General features: G+C 70.9%; 13 protein-coding genes. 4 read left to right on the forward strand and 9 right to left on the reverse strand.

Annotation, left to right across the window (positions count from 1 at the left end):
- Positions 1-159: 159 nt before the first annotated feature.
- The 4 genes from JEQ17_RS07750 to JEQ17_RS07765 form a co-directional block, all read right to left on the reverse strand.
- A complete protein-coding gene (locus JEQ17_RS07750) occupies positions 160-816 on the reverse strand; it encodes an aspartate/glutamate racemase family protein (RefSeq protein WP_200394518.1) in 657 nt (218 codons plus the stop codon).
- Positions 816-1,160, reverse strand: a complete 345-nt coding sequence (locus tag JEQ17_RS07755; protein ID WP_200394519.1) for a GNAT family N-acetyltransferase — start codon at positions 1,158-1,160, stop codon at positions 816-818. The genes JEQ17_RS07750 and JEQ17_RS07755 overlap by 1 nt, the downstream gene beginning before the upstream one ends.
- A gap of 46 nt (positions 1,161-1,206) precedes the next feature.
- Positions 1,207-1,626: an aspartate 1-decarboxylase gene (panD, locus tag JEQ17_RS07760; RefSeq protein WP_200394520.1), complete on the reverse strand. Its 420-nt coding sequence runs from the start codon at positions 1,624-1,626 to the stop codon at positions 1,207-1,209.
- Between the two features lie 89 nt (positions 1,627-1,715).
- A complete protein-coding gene (locus JEQ17_RS07765; RefSeq protein ID WP_234048116.1) occupies positions 1,716-3,671 on the reverse strand; it encodes an ABC transporter ATP-binding protein in 1,956 nt (651 codons plus the stop codon).
- Between the two features lie 106 nt (positions 3,672-3,777).
- Here JEQ17_RS07765 and JEQ17_RS07770 point away from each other — a divergent pair, with 106 nt between their 5' ends.
- The 4 genes from JEQ17_RS07770 (at position 3,778) to JEQ17_RS07785 (ending at position 8,737) form a co-directional block, all read left to right on the forward strand.
- Positions 3,778-4,818, forward strand: a complete 1,041-nt coding sequence (locus JEQ17_RS07770; protein WP_200401370.1) for a lysylphosphatidylglycerol synthase transmembrane domain-containing protein — start codon at positions 3,778-3,780, stop codon at positions 4,816-4,818.
- 181 nt (positions 4,819-4,999) lie between these two features.
- Positions 5,000-5,764: a crotonase/enoyl-CoA hydratase family protein gene (locus JEQ17_RS07775; protein WP_200394521.1), complete on the forward strand. Its 765-nt coding sequence runs from the start codon at positions 5,000-5,002 to the stop codon at positions 5,762-5,764.
- A 353-nt stretch (positions 5,765-6,117) separates the two neighbouring features.
- A complete protein-coding gene (locus JEQ17_RS07780) occupies positions 6,118-7,191 on the forward strand; it encodes a mechanosensitive ion channel family protein (RefSeq protein ID WP_200394522.1) in 1,074 nt (357 codons plus the stop codon).
- Between the two features lie 70 nt (positions 7,192-7,261).
- Positions 7,262-8,737, forward strand: coding sequence for an FGGY-family carbohydrate kinase (locus tag JEQ17_RS07785; protein ID WP_200394523.1), 1,476 nt, complete (start codon positions 7,262-7,264; stop codon positions 8,735-8,737).
- A gap of 99 nt (positions 8,738-8,836) precedes the next feature.
- Here the strand turns inward: JEQ17_RS07785 and JEQ17_RS07790 are convergent, their stop codons facing one another.
- The 5 genes from JEQ17_RS07790 to JEQ17_RS07810 form a co-directional block, all read right to left on the reverse strand.
- Complete coding sequence (locus JEQ17_RS07790) at positions 8,837-10,900, reverse strand: beta-galactosidase (protein ID WP_200394524.1); 2,064 nt, start codon at positions 10,898-10,900, stop codon at positions 8,837-8,839.
- 29 nt (positions 10,901-10,929) lie between these two features.
- Positions 10,930-11,805 carry a carbohydrate ABC transporter permease gene (locus JEQ17_RS07795; RefSeq protein ID WP_234048117.1) on the reverse strand — a complete coding sequence of 292 codons (876 nt, stop codon included), beginning with the start codon at positions 11,803-11,805 and terminating at the stop codon, positions 10,930-10,932.
- Positions 11,802-12,743: a carbohydrate ABC transporter permease gene (locus tag JEQ17_RS07800; protein WP_200394525.1), complete on the reverse strand. Its 942-nt coding sequence runs from the start codon at positions 12,741-12,743 to the stop codon at positions 11,802-11,804. The genes JEQ17_RS07795 and JEQ17_RS07800 overlap by 4 nt, the downstream gene beginning before the upstream one ends.
- Positions 12,744-12,872: 129 nt before the next feature.
- A complete protein-coding gene (locus tag JEQ17_RS07805) occupies positions 12,873-14,213 on the reverse strand; it encodes an ABC transporter substrate-binding protein (RefSeq protein WP_200394526.1) in 1,341 nt (446 codons plus the stop codon).
- Positions 14,214-14,414: 201 nt separating this feature from the next.
- Positions 14,415-15,440: a LacI family DNA-binding transcriptional regulator gene (locus tag JEQ17_RS07810; protein ID WP_407700142.1), complete on the reverse strand. Its 1,026-nt coding sequence runs from the start codon at positions 15,438-15,440 to the stop codon at positions 14,415-14,417.
- Positions 15,441-15,549 lie beyond the last annotated feature (109 nt).

Raw genomic sequence — 15,549 nt, forward strand, 5'->3', positions numbered from 1 at the left:
CCGGGCCCGGTGTGGGGCCCGGCTTCACGGGGTCGGGGTACGGGTGCGTCATGGCGTCCTCCAGCCAGTCGGTGTCTCGGCCCTGGACTTCTCCCACGCGTACCCGTGCCCCGCGCGCCCACTCACCCCGTCGCGGGACGAACGGGGGACCAGGTGGGCCTACGCCCCGCGGGCCGCGCCGACCATGCCCACCGCGGCCGCTCCCGCCGCGAGGCCGGGGCGCGGGCTGGACAGCACCGGTACGGAGGTCGTGGTCAGGTGCTGGGCCGGGGTCATCGAGGCCTGGGCGAGGACGATCGCGTCGGCGTCCGTGACGCTGTCGGCGGCGGACGCGACGGCACGGGCGTAGGCGTCGATGTCGCCCGCCTCGAAGTGGTCCCAGGCGTCGGCCGCGAGCAGGGTGCGTACGGCGGTCGGGGATCCCGCGCGGGCGGCCTCCTCCTCGACAAGGGCCACCGTCGGGCCGAGTGTGCTCTCCACCGTGGCGAGCACGACGACGCGCGGGCCGGCCGCCACCGCCGCGGCCGCCATCGGACGGTCCACCCGGAGCACGGGCACGCCGGGGCGAGCGGCTTCGGCGACCGCGCCGATGGTGGAGCAGGTGCAGAGGACCGCCACCGCCCCGTCGGCGACGGCCCGGTCCAGCATCGCGCGCACCTCGTCGGCCACCGCCTCCGGGCCTTCCGCCCGGGCCCGCTCCAGGAGCTCCTCGGACACGAAGTGCCGTAGCTCCAGGGCCGGGTGGTCCTCGTCGCGGAGCACGTCGAAGACGGGGACGTGGACGGGCGAGGTGTGCAGGAGGGCGAGAGATCCCATCAGAACCGGCCCGGATTGGCCGTCAGCCAGGCCATCGCCGCGCTCAGCAGCTCGGGGTCGGCCGCCGGGGCCTCGTCGGGGTGGCGTGCGGCCCACTTGACGACGTACGGGCAGAGTGGGGCGACGGGGACTCCCTCGCGGGCCGACATGGCGTACAGCTCGCGGGCGAGGGAGCCGGCGATGCCCTTGCCCTCATGGGCGGGCTCCACGATCGTGTGGACCGGGACGAGCGCGCGACCCGGGCTTTCGAGGACGAAGTACTCGATGTGGCCGAGGACTTCGTCACCGGCGTACGCCTCCAGGCGGCCGGCCGCCCGGTCGTCGCGGATCGCGGTCTCGCTCATGGTCTCTCCTCGCGGATGCGGATGCGGTTACGGATGCGGACGGTGGTCAGGCCCGGACGGCCTGGGGACTGCGCTCCTGGTCCGAGCCCGGCACCGGCTCGGACGGATCCGCGCCGAGCGCCACGATCCGGTTCCCGGCGTCCACGTGCACGACCCGCGGCCTCAGCGACCGGGCCTCGGCGTCGGAGACCTGAGCGTAACTGATGATGATCACCAGGTCTCCGGGGTGCACGAGGTGCGCCGCCGCCCCGTTGATACCGATGACACCGGACCCGCGCTCCCCCTCGATGACATACGTCTCCAGGCGGGCGCCGTTGTCGATGTCGACGATGTGCACCAGCTCTCCCGGCAGCAGATCGGCCGCTTCGAGGAGCTCGGCGTCGATGGTCACGGATCCGACGTAGTGCAGATCGGCCTGGGTGACCGTGGCACGGTGGATCTTGGACTTGAACATGGTGCGCAGCATGAGGCGTTGCTCCTGGGGTGAGAGGGTCGCGTCCCGGGGTGCGGGTACGCGCCGACGCCGTCAGGGTACGGCGGCGCCGTGCGCGGTGCCTATGCCACCGCCTCCTCCGCCACAGCGATCTCCGTCACGCCCTTCTCCGACACTCCGTTCTGGGGCACGCCGTCCTCGGTCGCGTCGGTCCGTGCCGGTTTCTCGAACTGGGTCCGGTAGAGCTCCGCGTACCGCCCGTTCGCCGTGAGGAGTTCCTCGTGGGTGCCGCGTTCCACGATGCGGCCGGCCTCGACGACGAGGATCTGGTCGGCGGCCCGTACCGTCGAGAGCCGGTGGGCGATGACGAGTGCGGTGCGGCCCTGGAGGGCCTCGGCGAGTGCCTCCTGTACGGCGGCCTCGGAGGTGTTGTCCAGGTGGGCCGTCGCCTCGTCGAGGACGACCACCCGCTGGCGGGCCAGGAGCAGCCGGGCGATGGTCATGCGCTGGCGTTCACCGCCGGAGAGGCGGTAGCCGCGCTCGCCGACGACCGTGTCGAGGCCGTCGGGCAGGGAACGCACGAGGTCGTCGAGGCGGGCCCGGCGCAGCACGTCCCACAGTTCGTCCTCGTCGGCGTCGGGCCGGGCGAGGAGCAGGTTGGCGCGCACCGAGTCGTGGAACAGGTGACCGTCCTGGGTGACCATGCCGAGGGTGGCCCGCATCGACTCGGCGCTCAGGTCACGGACGTCGACGCCGCCGATGCGTACGGAGCCCTCGTCGGTGTCGTACAGCCGTGGCAGCAGTGAGGCGACCGTGGACTTGCCCGCGCCGGACGAGCCGACGAGGGCGACGGTCTGGCCGGGTTCGGCGCGGAAGGAGATGCCGTGCAGGACCTCGGTGCCGCCGCGGGTGTCGAGTGCGGCGACCTCCTCCAGGGAGGCGAGGGAGACCTTGTCGGCCGACGGGTAGGCGAAGCGGACGTCGGTGAACTCGACGGAGGCCGGGCCCTCGGGGACCGCGCGGGCGTCCGGTTTCTCGTCGATCAGCGGCTTCAGGTCGAGGACCTCGAAGACCCGCTCGAAGCTGACCAGGGCGCTCATGACCTCGACGCGGGCACCGGCGAGGGACGTCAGCGGCGCGTACAGGCGGGTCAGGAGCAGGGCCAGCGAGACGACGGCGCCCGGTTCCAGGCTGCCGCGCAGGGCGTACCAGCCGCCGAGGCCGTAGACCAGGGCGAGCGCGAGGGCGGAGACGAGGGTCAGGGCCGTGATGAAGGCGGTCTGCGCCATCGCCGTGCGCACCCCGATGTCCCGCACCCGCCGGGCGCGCACCGCGAACTCCGCGGACTCCTGACCCGGCCTGCCGAAGAGCTTGATCAGGGTGGCGCCGGGCGCGGAGAAGCGCTCGGTCATCCGGGTGCCCATGGACGCGTTGAGGTCGGCCGCCTCGCGCTGGAGTTTCGCCATCCGGCTGCCCATCCGGCGGGCGGGCACCACGAACACCGGGAGGAGTACGAGCGCGAGCAGGGTGATCTGCCAGGACAGGGTGAGCATCACGGCGAGGGTGAGCAGCAGGGTCACGAGATTGCTCACCACTCCGGAGAGGGTGTTGCTGAACGCCCGCTGGGCGCCGATCACGTCGTTGTTGAGTCGACTGACGAGCGCGCCCGTACGAGTGCGTGTGAAGAACGCGACCGGCATGCGCTGTACATGATCGAAGACCGCTGTCCGCAGGTCCAGGATGAGTCCTTCGCCGAGGTTCGCCGAGAGCCACCGGCCCACCAGTCCGATCCCCGCCTCCGCGAACGCGATCAGGGCGATGAGCAGGGCGAGTCGTACGACCGTGCCCTCGTCGCCGCCGGACACGATCGCGTCCACGACGCGTCCGGCGAGGACCGGGGTGGCCACGGCGAGCAGCGCCGTCACCACGCTGAGCACGACGAACTGCGCGATACGGCGGCGGTGCGGGCGGGCGAATCCGGCGATGCGGCGCAGGGTCGCTCTGGCGAAGGGACGGCGTTCCTGCTCGGCGTTCATGACGCTGTGGAGCTGCGTCCAGGCTGTGGTCTCCATACTCATGGGACAGACCGTAGAACCTCAAGCAATCTTGAGGTCAAGGGATGAGGTCAAGGGATGATCGATGACACTCACTGAACCCACTCTCCTCAGCGAGCCCGGCGACCCGATGCCGTGCCCGGCGTGTCAGCCGCTGTCCCCGTGCCCGCAACCCCACGTTGGTGCGGTGTGGAAACCCTCTCCCGATGTGACCGTCGAACGCTTTCCCCAGGGCTTCGCCAGACGCCTTCCGGTCCGGCAGATCCTTTGCCTCCTCCCGCTCGCCCTCGTGGCCGTGGTCGCGGTGCAGCACCGGTCCGTGCTCGCGGAGGGCTTCGGGCATCTGGCGTCGGCGAAGTGGCCGTGGCTGCTGGCCGCGGTCGCCGCGACCTGTCTGACCTGGGTGGCGGCTGCCGTGACCCGGCAGGGCGCGCTCGTCGAACGGCTGCCCAAACGGCGGTTGCTTGCCACGCAGTTCGCGGCGGGCGCCGCCAACCATCTGCTGCCGACAGGTCTTGGCGCGAGTGCCGTCAATCTTCGGTTCATGACGGTGTGCGGGGTTCCACTGGCCCGTTCGTCGTCCGCGCTCGCGCTCTATCTGCTGGCGGAGTCCATCGCCCGGGTCGGGCTGCTGCTGGCCCTGTTGATCGCCTTCCCCGACGCGCTGCGGGTCGGCACGCTCCTGCCGGACGGCGCGGTCGGCCCGCTGCTGCTCGTTGTCGCAGCGGTGGCGTGTGTGGCGGTGACGGTGCTGCTGCTCGTACGGCGGGTGCGTACCGTCGTGTTCACGTTCCTGCGGACCGCGCTGGGCGAGGCCCGGTCCGTGCACACGCGGCCCGCCCGGGCGCTCGCGCTGTGGGGCGGCTCGCTCTCCTTCCCGATGTTCCAGGCGGCCGGACTGGCCGCGGTGGGACAGGCGCTCGGGCTGCCGGTGCCGCCGCTGCACATGGCGCTCGCGTATCTGGCGGCCACGGTGGCCGTCGCCCTGGTGCCGACGCCGGGCGGGATCGGCTCGGTGGAGGCCGCGCTGATCCTGGCACTGGTGGCGGCGGGCGGTCCGGTGGCGGTGGCGACGGCGGTGGTCCTCGCGTACCGCATCATCACGGTGTGGCTGCCACTGCTGCCGGGGGCGCTGACGCTCGGCGCGCTCGTGCGGCTGAAGATGATCTGAGCCATCGGCCGCCGGGGATGGTCTCAGCGCTGGGATCGTCTGAGCACCGCGGCCGCCGGGCCGGAAAGCACTCTTCTCAGGCCGCCCCGAAGTTGACGGGGACGGCCTGAACTCGTCGGTGTGACCCGGGAGTAACCTGCTGGCGTCGCCACACGAAGTCGCCACCCGAAGGGTCCACGCGATGCCGGTCCGGATCGAGCGCCAGGAACACGTCACCACCGTCGTCCTCTCCCGCCCCGAGGTCCGCAACGCGGTGGACGGTCCCACGGCGGCCGATCTCGCCGACGCGTTCCGCGCGTTCGAGAGCGACGAGACGGCCCGGGTGGCCGTGCTGTGGGGCGAGGGCGGCACGTTCTGCGCGGGCGCCGACCTCAAGGCGCTCGGCACGGAACGCGGCAACCACGTGACGGAGGACGGCGACGGCCCGATGGGCCCCACCCGGATGCGGCTGTCGAAGCCGGTGATCGCCGCGGTCGCGGGCCACGCCGTGGCGGGTGGTCTGGAACTGGCCCTCTGGTGCGATCTGCGGGTCGCCGAGGAGGACGCGGTCTTCGGCGTCTTCTGCCGCCGCTGGGGCGTGCCTCTCATCGACGGCGGCACGGTACGACTCCCCCGCCTCATCGGCACCAGCCGTGCGATGGACATGATCCTGACCGGTCGCCCGGTGGCCGCTCCCGAGGCGTACGAGATGGGCCTCGCGAACCGGGTCGTCCCGCCGGGCCGGGCGCGTGCGGAGGCGGAGGCGCTGGCCGCGTCGATCGCCCGCTTCCCGCAGGCCTGTCTCCGCGGCGACCGCGGTTCCGTCCTCGACCAGGAGGGGTTGAACGAGCGCACCGCCATGCGGGGCGAGTTCCGGCACGGGACGAGTGTGCTGGAGGAGAGTCTTGAGGGGGCGGCGCGGTTCTCGGCGGGGGCGGGGCGGCACGGTTCGTTCGGCGAGATCTGAGCGTCCCGTACGACGTATCCAGGCCAAATTGGGGCGGGATCGGCAAAGGGGCCGGTCGACGCCCGCCGGGCCGGACGGCGAGGGTGCCTCGGCGCTCGCCCGAAGCGGGGAAGACGCCAACATGCCTACGGGCATGGCGAGTTGGCGGCGATGCTGGTGGGAGATGGCCTGACCCGAGCGGTCCTGGCACGGAACACCTGTGCGCATGTAGCAAGATGAGCGAACCTGCCGGTCAACGACTCGTCGTTCCCCGCGGGTCGCACATCCAGGAATCGAGCAGCAGGTGGCAACAAGGTGACGACACATCACATACCGGGCGCGAACGCCCTTGGCGGTACGACGGGAGGCAGTTGGTGAACCGGGATCTCACTGTGCACGACTGGATCGTCGCGGGTGTCTGGCTGGCCGTCGGCCTCGCGGCGGGCGTGCTGCTGCGCCTCCTCCTGCGCTGGCTGGGCAAGCACGCGACCCGCACCCGGTGGAGCGGCGACGACGTCCTCGTCGACGCACTGCGCGCGCTGATACCGGTCGCCGCACTCACGGGCGGGATCGCGGCCGCCGCGGCGGCGCTGCCGCTGACCGGCAAGGTCAATCACACGGTCAACCAGATCCTGACGGTCCTGCTCATCCTGGCCGCCACCATCACGGCGGCACGCGTGGTCGCCGGCCTGGTGCGGGCCGTCACCCAGTCCCGCTCCGGGGTCGCCGGATCGGCCTCGATCTTCGTCAACATCACCCGGGTCGTCGTCCTCGCCATGGGCTGCCTGGTCGTCCTGCAGACCCTGGGCATCTCCATCGCCCCGCTGCTCACGGCCCTCGGCGTCGGTGGTCTCGCGGTCGCCCTGGCCCTCCAGGACACCCTCGCCAACCTCTTCGCGGGCATCCACATCCTCGCGTCGAAGACGATCCAGCCCGGCGACTACATCCGGCTCACCAGCGGTGAGGAGGGGTACGTCGTCGACATCAACTGGCGAAACACCGTGGTGCGCAACCTCTCCAACAACCTCGTCATCATCCCGAACGCGCAGCTCTCCAGCACCAACATGACCAACTTCAGCCGTCCGGAACAGGAGATGACCCTCACCGTGCAGGTCGGCGTCGGCTACGACAGCGACCTGGACCATGTCGAGCGCGTCACCTCCGAGGTCGTCACCGAGGTCATGACGGAGATCGAGGGCGCGGTTCCGGAGCACGAACCCGCCATCCGCTTCCACACGTTCGGGGACTCGCGAATCAGCTTCACCGTCATCCTGGGTGTCGGCGAGTTCAGCGACCAGTACCGGATCAAGCACGAGTTCGTGAAGCGGCTGCACAAGCGGTACCACGTGGAGGGCATCCGCATTCCCTCGCCCGCACGCACCGTCGCCCTCCAGCAGAACGGCGTGGCGATTCCGCCCCAGCGCGACGGATCCCTGTCGATCCCGTAGAACATCGGGGTGGGGCGGTCACGCCAGGACCGCCCCCTACCGGGGCGAGTGAGCGGGGAGACGTGAGCGTATGACGGTGATCGGGGTCGACATCGGTACGTCCAGCAGCAAGGGCGTGCTGGTGGACGAGGACGGTTCCGTCCTCGCGACGGCCGTCCGCCCGCACACCGTCGACCGTCCGCACCCCGGTCACGTCGAGATGGACGCACGGGTCTGGTGGGACGAGTTCGCCTCCATCACCCGGGAGTTGCTGAAATCCGCGCCGGACGGCACCTCCGTCACCGCGGTCGGGGTCAGCGGCATGGGCCCGTGCGTCGCCCTCACCGATGAGACGGACACGCCGCTGCACCCGGCGATCCTGTACGGCGTCGACACCCGGGCCACCAAGCAGATCGCCCGCCTGGACGACGAGTTGGGCCGCGACGCCGTACTGCGGCGCTGCGGGTCCCTGCTGTCCACCCAGGCCGTTGGCCCCAAGATCGCCTGGCTCGCGGAGCACGAGCCCGATGTGGTCGCCCGCGCCAGGCGGCTCCACATGCCCAGCTCGTACCTGGTGGTCCGGCTCACCGGGACCTATGTGCTGGACCACCACTCGGCGAGCCAGGCCGTTCCGCTGTACGACTCCGTGGCCCAGGAGTGGTACGAGCCGTGGACCCGGCACATCGCGCCCTGGCTCGAACTCCCCCGCCTGCTCTGGCCGGGGGACATCGCCGGACAGGTCACGGCCGAGGCCGCCGACGCCACGGGGCTGCCCGCCGGAATCCCGGTGATCGCCGGCACGGTCGATGCCTGGTCGGAGGCGCTGAGTGTGGGCGCGCAGCACACCGGTGACCTGATGCTGATGTACGGCAGCACCATGTTCCTGATCAACACCCTGTCCGAGCGTCTATTGGTGCCCCAACTGTGGAGCACCGTCGGGGCGTTGCCCGGAACGCGCAGCCTCGCGGGCGGCATGGCCACCTCCGGCATGATCACCGACTGGCTCCGGGAGTTGCTCGGCACGCCCGAGCACACCGAGCTGCTCGCCGGGGCGGAGGCGTCCGGGCCGGGTGCGCGGGGGCTGCTGATGCTGCCGTACTTCGCGGGCGAGCGGACGCCGGTGGCCGATCCGCACGCCCGCGGGGTGATCGCCGGGCTGACGGTGGAGCACACCCGCGGTGACCTCTACCGTGCCGCCCTGGAGGCCACGGCCTTCGGGGTACGGCACAACGTCGAGGCGATGCGCGCGGCGGGAGCGGACATCCGTCGTGTCGTCGCGGTGGGCGGAGGCACCCGGGGCGGCCTGTGGACCCGGATCGTGTCGGCCGTGACGGGCCTGGAGCAGGAGATCAGGACCGTCACGCTCGGGGCGAGCTACGGTGCGGCGTTCCTCGCGGCGAGCGCGGTCGGCGGCCCGCTCATCGACGAGTGGAACCCGGTGCGCGAACGCGTCGCCCCGGACCCGCGACTGCGCGCCGACTACGACGAGTTGTACGCGCTGTACCTCCGGCTCTACCCGGCGACACGGGACATCGCCCACGAACTGGCCGCGCGCCAACGGGGCTAGGCCGAAGCTGCCCGCCCCGGCCCCGACCCCGCCCACAACACCGCTGGCTGCTCAGTTGCTCAGTTGCTCAGTTGCTGAGTTGCTCAGTTGCTCAGTTGCTCATGATTCCTCCTGGAGCACCTTCACGTCCCACGCCCCGAGCGGGACCGCCTCGTCGGGCGCGTACGACGTCCCCGTGAGCGCGTCGCGTACCGGTGTCGGCAGTGCGACCTCCACCGGCTCCCACGACCAGTTGTGCAGGAACCGGACCCGGCGGCCGTCGCGGGCGGTCGCCCTCGTCGAGGTCACGCTCGGGTGGGCCGGACCCGTGAGGTCCGCCGGGGTGGCCCAGTGGAGGAGGGCCCTGGCGAATTCCGGGTCGGGCACGGTGCCGACGTAGGTGACGCGTCCCTCGCCGTGGGCGTGGGTCGTGGCCGCGGGCCAGCGGCCGAAGTGCGGGTGGTCGTACGTGGCCAGGGTGTCCGCGCCCCGGGCACGCAGGCCGTCCACCCAGTGGAGGCCACGCGCCTCCCCGGACAGCGGAAGGGAATCCGCGCCCTGGACGGCGAGTCCGGTGCCCAGATTGCTGAACTCGTCGTACGTGACTCCGGCGGCCTCGGCCAGCCGGGCGGGCTGTTCCTCCGTACGGGCCCGCGCCTCGTGGTCCGCGTACGCCGTGCGCGGACCCAGGACCAGATGACCGCCGGCCTCGGCGTAGGCGAGGAGGCGGTCGAGGGTCGCGTCGTCGGCCGCGTAGAAGGCGGGGACGACGAGTACCGGCGGCAGGTCCGTGCCGTCCAACTGGCCCGGATGTACGAGCCTGCTCTGCAGCCCCGCGTCGAAGGCCCCGCGGTAGAAGGCGTCGAAGACGGTCTGGTACGAGCGCCGGTCGGGCCCTCCGTCGGGCGTGGCGAGCGCGGGCTGCGCCTGGAGCGCCCACTTGCTGGGGTTGGAGTAGAGGAACGCCACGTCGGCGTCCGGGGTGAGGGACGAGACGAGGTCGCCCGCGGTCTCCAACTCGGCGCCCAGCGCAGCCAGTTCGCGGTAAACGCGGCCGGGTCGCCCGTTGTGCGGCAGCACTCCGCCCCAGTAGGTCTCGGTGCCGAAGTGCAGGGTGTGCCAGTGCCAGTACTCGATCATCGAGGCACCCCGCGATATCAGCGCCCAGGCGGCCTGGCGCCACTGCCCGTCGTAGGCGGGGCGGTTGTTCCAGGGGAAGCCGATGGCCTGCGCGTCGGTCTCGGTCACCAGGAAGGGTTCCTGGCGGGAGGCGTACATACGGTCGGCGCTCTGGTACAGCGCCCAGGTGCCGTTGGTGGTCCAGCTCTGGCCCTGGCGGTTCTCGTCCGGCAGCGCGAGGGCGTCCTGCATCGTGTAGTAGGGGTTGCCGGCCGTGACGTCGAGCTTCCTGGTCAGCTCGTCGTCCTCGACCGTGGGCCGGTCGTAGGAGATGCACGTCGTGACGAACTGGTCCGGCCGGGCGTACTCGCGCACGATGTCCGCCTGCCAGGCGATGAACTCGGTGGTGAGCCTCGCCTGGAAGCGGCGCCACGCCAGGTCGTACTGCGGCTGGGCGTTGCCGTCGGGGGTCCACAGGTCCGCCCAGGTGGACAGCCGATGGGACCAATAGACCAGTCCCCACTCGCGGTTGAGGGTCTCCACGTCGCCGTAGGTCTCGCGCAGCTGGTCGGTGAAACGCTGGAACACACCGTGGTTGTGGAAGAGTTCGAGACCGGGTTCGTTGTCGACCTGGAAGCCGATCACCGCCGGGTGCGCGGCATACCGGCCGACGACCTTGCGGATGATCCGCTCGGCGTGGAAGCGGAACGCCGGGTGCGTGTAGTCGACTTCCTGGCGGGCGCCCCAGGGAACGCGCTCGCCGGTGCGCCGTTCCGCCGCGATCTCGGGGTACTGCCGTGCGAGCCACGGCGGCACGGCGTAGGTGGGCGTTCCCAGAATGACGCCTATCCCCCGCTCCCCCGCCCCGTCCAGGACGGGCTGGAGCCAGTCGAGGTCGAAGCGGCCGTTCTCCGGTTCCCAGGTCGACCAGACGGACTCGCCGACCCGGATCACCGTGAAGCGGGCCTCCGCCATGAGGTCGAGGTCGTCCTTGAGCCGCTCGTACGGCTGGTACTCGTGGTAGTAGGCGGCGCCGAACAGAACCCGGCCGGGCAGCTCGAACATGCTTCTCCTTTACGGGACATGAGGGTGCGTCAGCCTTTGACGGCACCCGTGGAAAGGCCTTCGAGGAGCTGTTTGCGCAGCAGCACGAAGAGGGCGACGGCGGGCAGGACGGCCAGCACGGCACCGGCCATCACCAGGTCGTACTGCCGCTGCTCCGAGACGAAGAGGGTCTGCAGGCCCAGCGGCAGCGTGTACTGCGAGCTGTCGGAGACCAGGACCAGCGGCCACAGGAAGCTGTTGTAGCTCTGCAGGAAGGTCCACACGGCGAGTGCGCCGAGCGAGGGGCGCAGCAGGGGCAGCACGATCCGCCGGAAGATGCCGAACTCGCTCGCACCGTCGATGCGGGCGGCCTCCAGGACCGAGTCGGGGACGGACTGCACGATGTACTGCTGCATCATGAAGATCCCGAAGGCGGGCGCCACCCACGGCACGATCAGCGCGAACCACGGGCTGCCGAGCCCGGTCTTGACCAGGATCACGAACAGCGGCACGAGGATCACCGCGAACGGGATGGACAGCGAGCTGAACATCACGCCGAACAGCAGCCTCTTGCCCGCGAACCGGAACTTGGCGAAGCCGTAGCCGGCCAGGGCGCAGACGAAGACCGACACGACGGTGGCGACGACGGCGACCACTGTGCTCATCACGAACCAGCGCGCGAAGGGCTGATCCTCTATCAGCGCACGGTAGTTGTGCAGGGTGAAGGGATCCGGAACCAGCTTCGGCGGGTACGCGAAGATGTCGCCGCGCGGCTTGAACGACCCGCTCAGCGCCCACACGAGCGGGGCCAGGAAGGCGAGCAGCAGGAGGACCAGCGTCAGGTAGAGCAGGCCGCGGCGGGTCCTGGCGCCCGCGGAGGAGCGTACGGAAGCGCGTATGGAGGTGGCGGAAGTGGTCGCGCTCATGAGGTCGCCCTCCCGATGCCGAGCAGACGGTTGAAGAGCTGGCTGAGCCCGAAGACGAGGACGAACAGCACGACGGCCGCGGCGGCCGCGTACCCGAACTGCTGGCGCTGGAAGGCCGCCCGGTAGATGAACATCGTCACGGACAGGGTGCTTTCGGACGGTCCGCCGCCGGTCAGCAGATACGGCTCCTCGAAGATCTGCGCGGCGCCGATGAAGGAGGTGACTACCACGAAGGCGGTCACCGGCTTCAGCGCCGGGAGGGTGACGGTGGTGAAGGTGCGGATGCGTCCGGCGCCGTCGAGGGCCGCCGCCTCGTACAACTCCTTCGGTACGGCCTGGAGCCCTGCGAGGAAGAACACGGTGAGGTAGCCGGTCCAGCGCCACAGCATCACGAGCCCGATGCTCACCTTGGCCAGGCCCGGATCGCCGAGCCAGTCGACGCCTCCGGTGCCGAACAGGGCCCGCAGGACGGAGTTCAGCAGTCCGAACTGCCGGTCGAAGATCAGCCCGAAGATGAGCGCCACGATGATCGGCGAGACGACGATCGGCACGAAGTAGGCGGTGCGCCACAGATCGCGCACCCGCAGGCCACGGGTGTTGAGGGCCTGCGCGATCAGCAGCGCCAGCGGCACGACCACGAAGACCGCGATCATCACGAACACGCCCGTGTTGCCCAGGGCCCGATGAAAGCTGACGTCGGTGGCGAGGAGCCGGTAGTTGCGCAGCCCCACCCAGTGCGGAGTACCGAGCCCCACCCACTCGGTGAGACTCAGCCAGAGCGACACCAGGACGGGCACCAGCATGAAGAGCACGTAGAGGACGTAGAAGGGGGCGATGAAGAGGTAGGGGGCGCGGGACTGCTTGAGACGGGGAGCGGTCCGGTTCGCGTGCGCGCGTTCGCGGGTAGTGCCGGCGGGGCCGGCGATGGCAGTGGTCATGGGCGGCTCTCCTGGCGTACGTGCCACACATCAGATGCGGTCCTGGGGCGCGCCCCGTCAGGGGCGCGGGAACTGCGCGACCAGCCGCAGACGGCCCGCAGTCTTCCAATGGCGCGTGCTCAAACGGCGCTAGCGCCCGGCCTGGTCTCGGAACTCCTCCGCGGTCCGCCGCAGAGCGCTCCGCGGACTGACGTCCCCGCGATAGGCCCGCAACAGATTCCCGGCGAGCACGTCGAAGAGAATCGACTGGTCGGGACTCGTGTGCTGCGGAGGCACATCCGGAAGCAGGTCCCGATAGAGACCGAACAGCCGCTGCCCGCCACAGAAGTCGTCCTTGAGACCTCTGAGTTGCCGGTCCTCGAACACGGACCGCCGCGTGGGCAGATAGCCCGTCTCGATGAACCGCCGGACCTGACCCTCGTGTGTGAGCCAGGTGTTGAGAAGGAAGTCCGTGGCGGCACGGGTGTTGGCCTTGTCCTTGATGACCCCGAAGCCGGTGCCACCGAGGGCCGCTGTCGTCCCGCCACCCTCGGCGAAGCGGGGCATCGCGCGGACCCGCCATTTCCCCTTCTGCTCGGGCACGTTGGGCACGAGACCGTAGCTCTTGTACCAGATGGCCATGGGCAGGCCGATGACCCTGCCCTGTTTGAGGGCGGTCTGCATCGCCGCGCCGTAGTAGTCGGAGATGTCGATGACGAAGCCGCTGCGCAGCCCCTCGCACAGGAAGCGCAGGACCTCCTCGGCCTCGGCCGAGTCGAGCACCAGCTTCTGGTCGGCGTCGAAGAAGGCGCCGCCGCGCTGGTAGAGCAGCATCTGGAAGGACTGCACGATCTGAGCCGTGTCGCTGCCGTTGGTGCTGACGACGCAGAGCGAGGCGTTGTGGTCCTTGTGCACGCGGGCGCCGAGTTCGGCGAACTCCTCCCAGGTCGGGGTGTCCTTCGCCAGCCCGTACTCCGTGAACAGGTCGTCGCGGTAGTAGTAGACGACCATGGGGGTGTCCGAGTCGAGGGCGTAGACCCGGCCGTCCTTGCTGTAGGGGGCGGTTCGGGCCGGCAGCAGGTCTTCCTTCAGTCCGGGCACAGTGGCGATGTCGGGCGTGAAGTCGTGCAGCAGCCGCTCGGAGATGTCGCCGCGCAGCATGCGCGGGAAGCTGCCGATCTCGAAGCCCGCCATGTCCGGTGTGCCGCGTCCGGCGACGGCCTGGGCGAGCAGCTTGGTGACGATGTCGGCCGGTCCGGCGCGGGTGACCGTCAGGTGGTAGCGGAAGTCGGTGAGCCCGTCGGCCTCCGGGACGCCCTTGCGGAAGAAGGCCTCGTATCCCGGGTCGTGGGTCCACAGGGCGAGGTTCACGTCTCCGGAGGTGCGGGCGGTGGTGCTGTCACGGCCGCAGGCGGCGAGCGCGGCGGCCGTGCCCAGGCCTAGGGCGCCACGCAGCAGGGTGCGGCGCGGCAGGGGCGGTGGGGTGTACACACGTGACTCCTCACGTGGTGCGGCTACGGGGTGCGCGTACGACGGACGTCCCGGTCCGGGCACACGCGGGCAGGGCGGATCCGGCCGACGGCGAGGTCGGCCGTCCCGCCGACGGTTCGGCGGTTCGGGCGGATGGGGTCGATCAGCGGGCGGGCGGTACGACGAGGTGGGTCAGCGGGCCTGGGGTCGCGACAAGGTCGGTCAGCGGGCCGGGAGATGCGATGGGTTCGGTCGGCCGGGGGGCGGTGCGGTGGAGTCGCGTACGGTCAACTCGACTGCCAGGTCTACGGGTTCGGCCGGATGGGGCCTGCCCTCGATCATGGCGACCAGGACGTCGACGGCGCGGGTCGCGATGGCGGCGAAGTCCTGGCGGACGGTGGTGAGCGGCGGGGAGAGATAGGGCGCGGCGGGGATGTCGTCGAAGCCGACCACGCTCACCTCGGCGGGTACGGCGCGTCCGGCCTCGGCGAAGGCGCGCAGCGCGCCGAGGGCCATGTCGTCGTTGGCGGCGAACACGGCGGTCAGGTCGGGGAGTCGGGCCAGCGATTGTCCGGCCGCGTAGCCCGAGGCCGGGGTCCAGTCGCCGTCCGCGGGCAGTGGTGGTTCGGGGGCTCCGGCGGCGGCCAGCGCCTCGCGCCAGCCGCGGAGCCGGTCTCGGGCGGTCCACCAGTCCTGTGGTCCGGGGATGTGCCAGACCGTGCGGTGTCCGAGCGCGAGCAGGTGCTGTGTGGCGATCCGTGCCGCGGAGACTCCGTCGGCTCGGACCACGGTGCTGGGCGCGTCGGCCAGGTGCACGCCCTCGCCCAGGCTCACCACCGGTACGTCCGCGCTCAGTCGCAGGGGCGTGCCGTCGTCGATGGGCTCCGACAGGACGATCCCGTCGACGCCCTGTTCCAGCAGGGATTCCACGGCCGCCGCGATTCCGGCGCCGCCCTGGCCTTCCAGGGTGCTGGCCACGGCGAACGAGTAGCCCACCCGGTGCATGGCCCGCTCCAGGTCGATGAGCTGGGTCGACGGGCCGTAGAGCGCGCTGCCGAGCGAGACCACGCCGATCCGCCGGTACCTGCCCATCAGCAGGGCGCGCGCCGCGTTGTTCGGACGGTAGTCCAGTTCGCGGATGACGCCGAGTACGCGGTCGCGTACGTCGGCGCTGACGTGGGGCTCGCCGTTGACGACACGGGACACGGTCTTCTGGGAGACACCCGCGGCGCGGGCGACCTCCATCATCCCGGGGCCGCGCCGGCGGCGTCCGGGACCGCGGGAGGACGACGGCTCGGTGCCGGTGGTGGCCATGACCCTCCTCGTGCTCGTCCGGTGTTCGTCGACGTTGACTACG

Source organism: Streptomyces liliifuscus (assembly GCF_016598615.1).
Lineage (GTDB): Bacteria > Actinomycetota > Actinomycetes > Streptomycetales > Streptomycetaceae > Streptomyces > Streptomyces liliifuscus.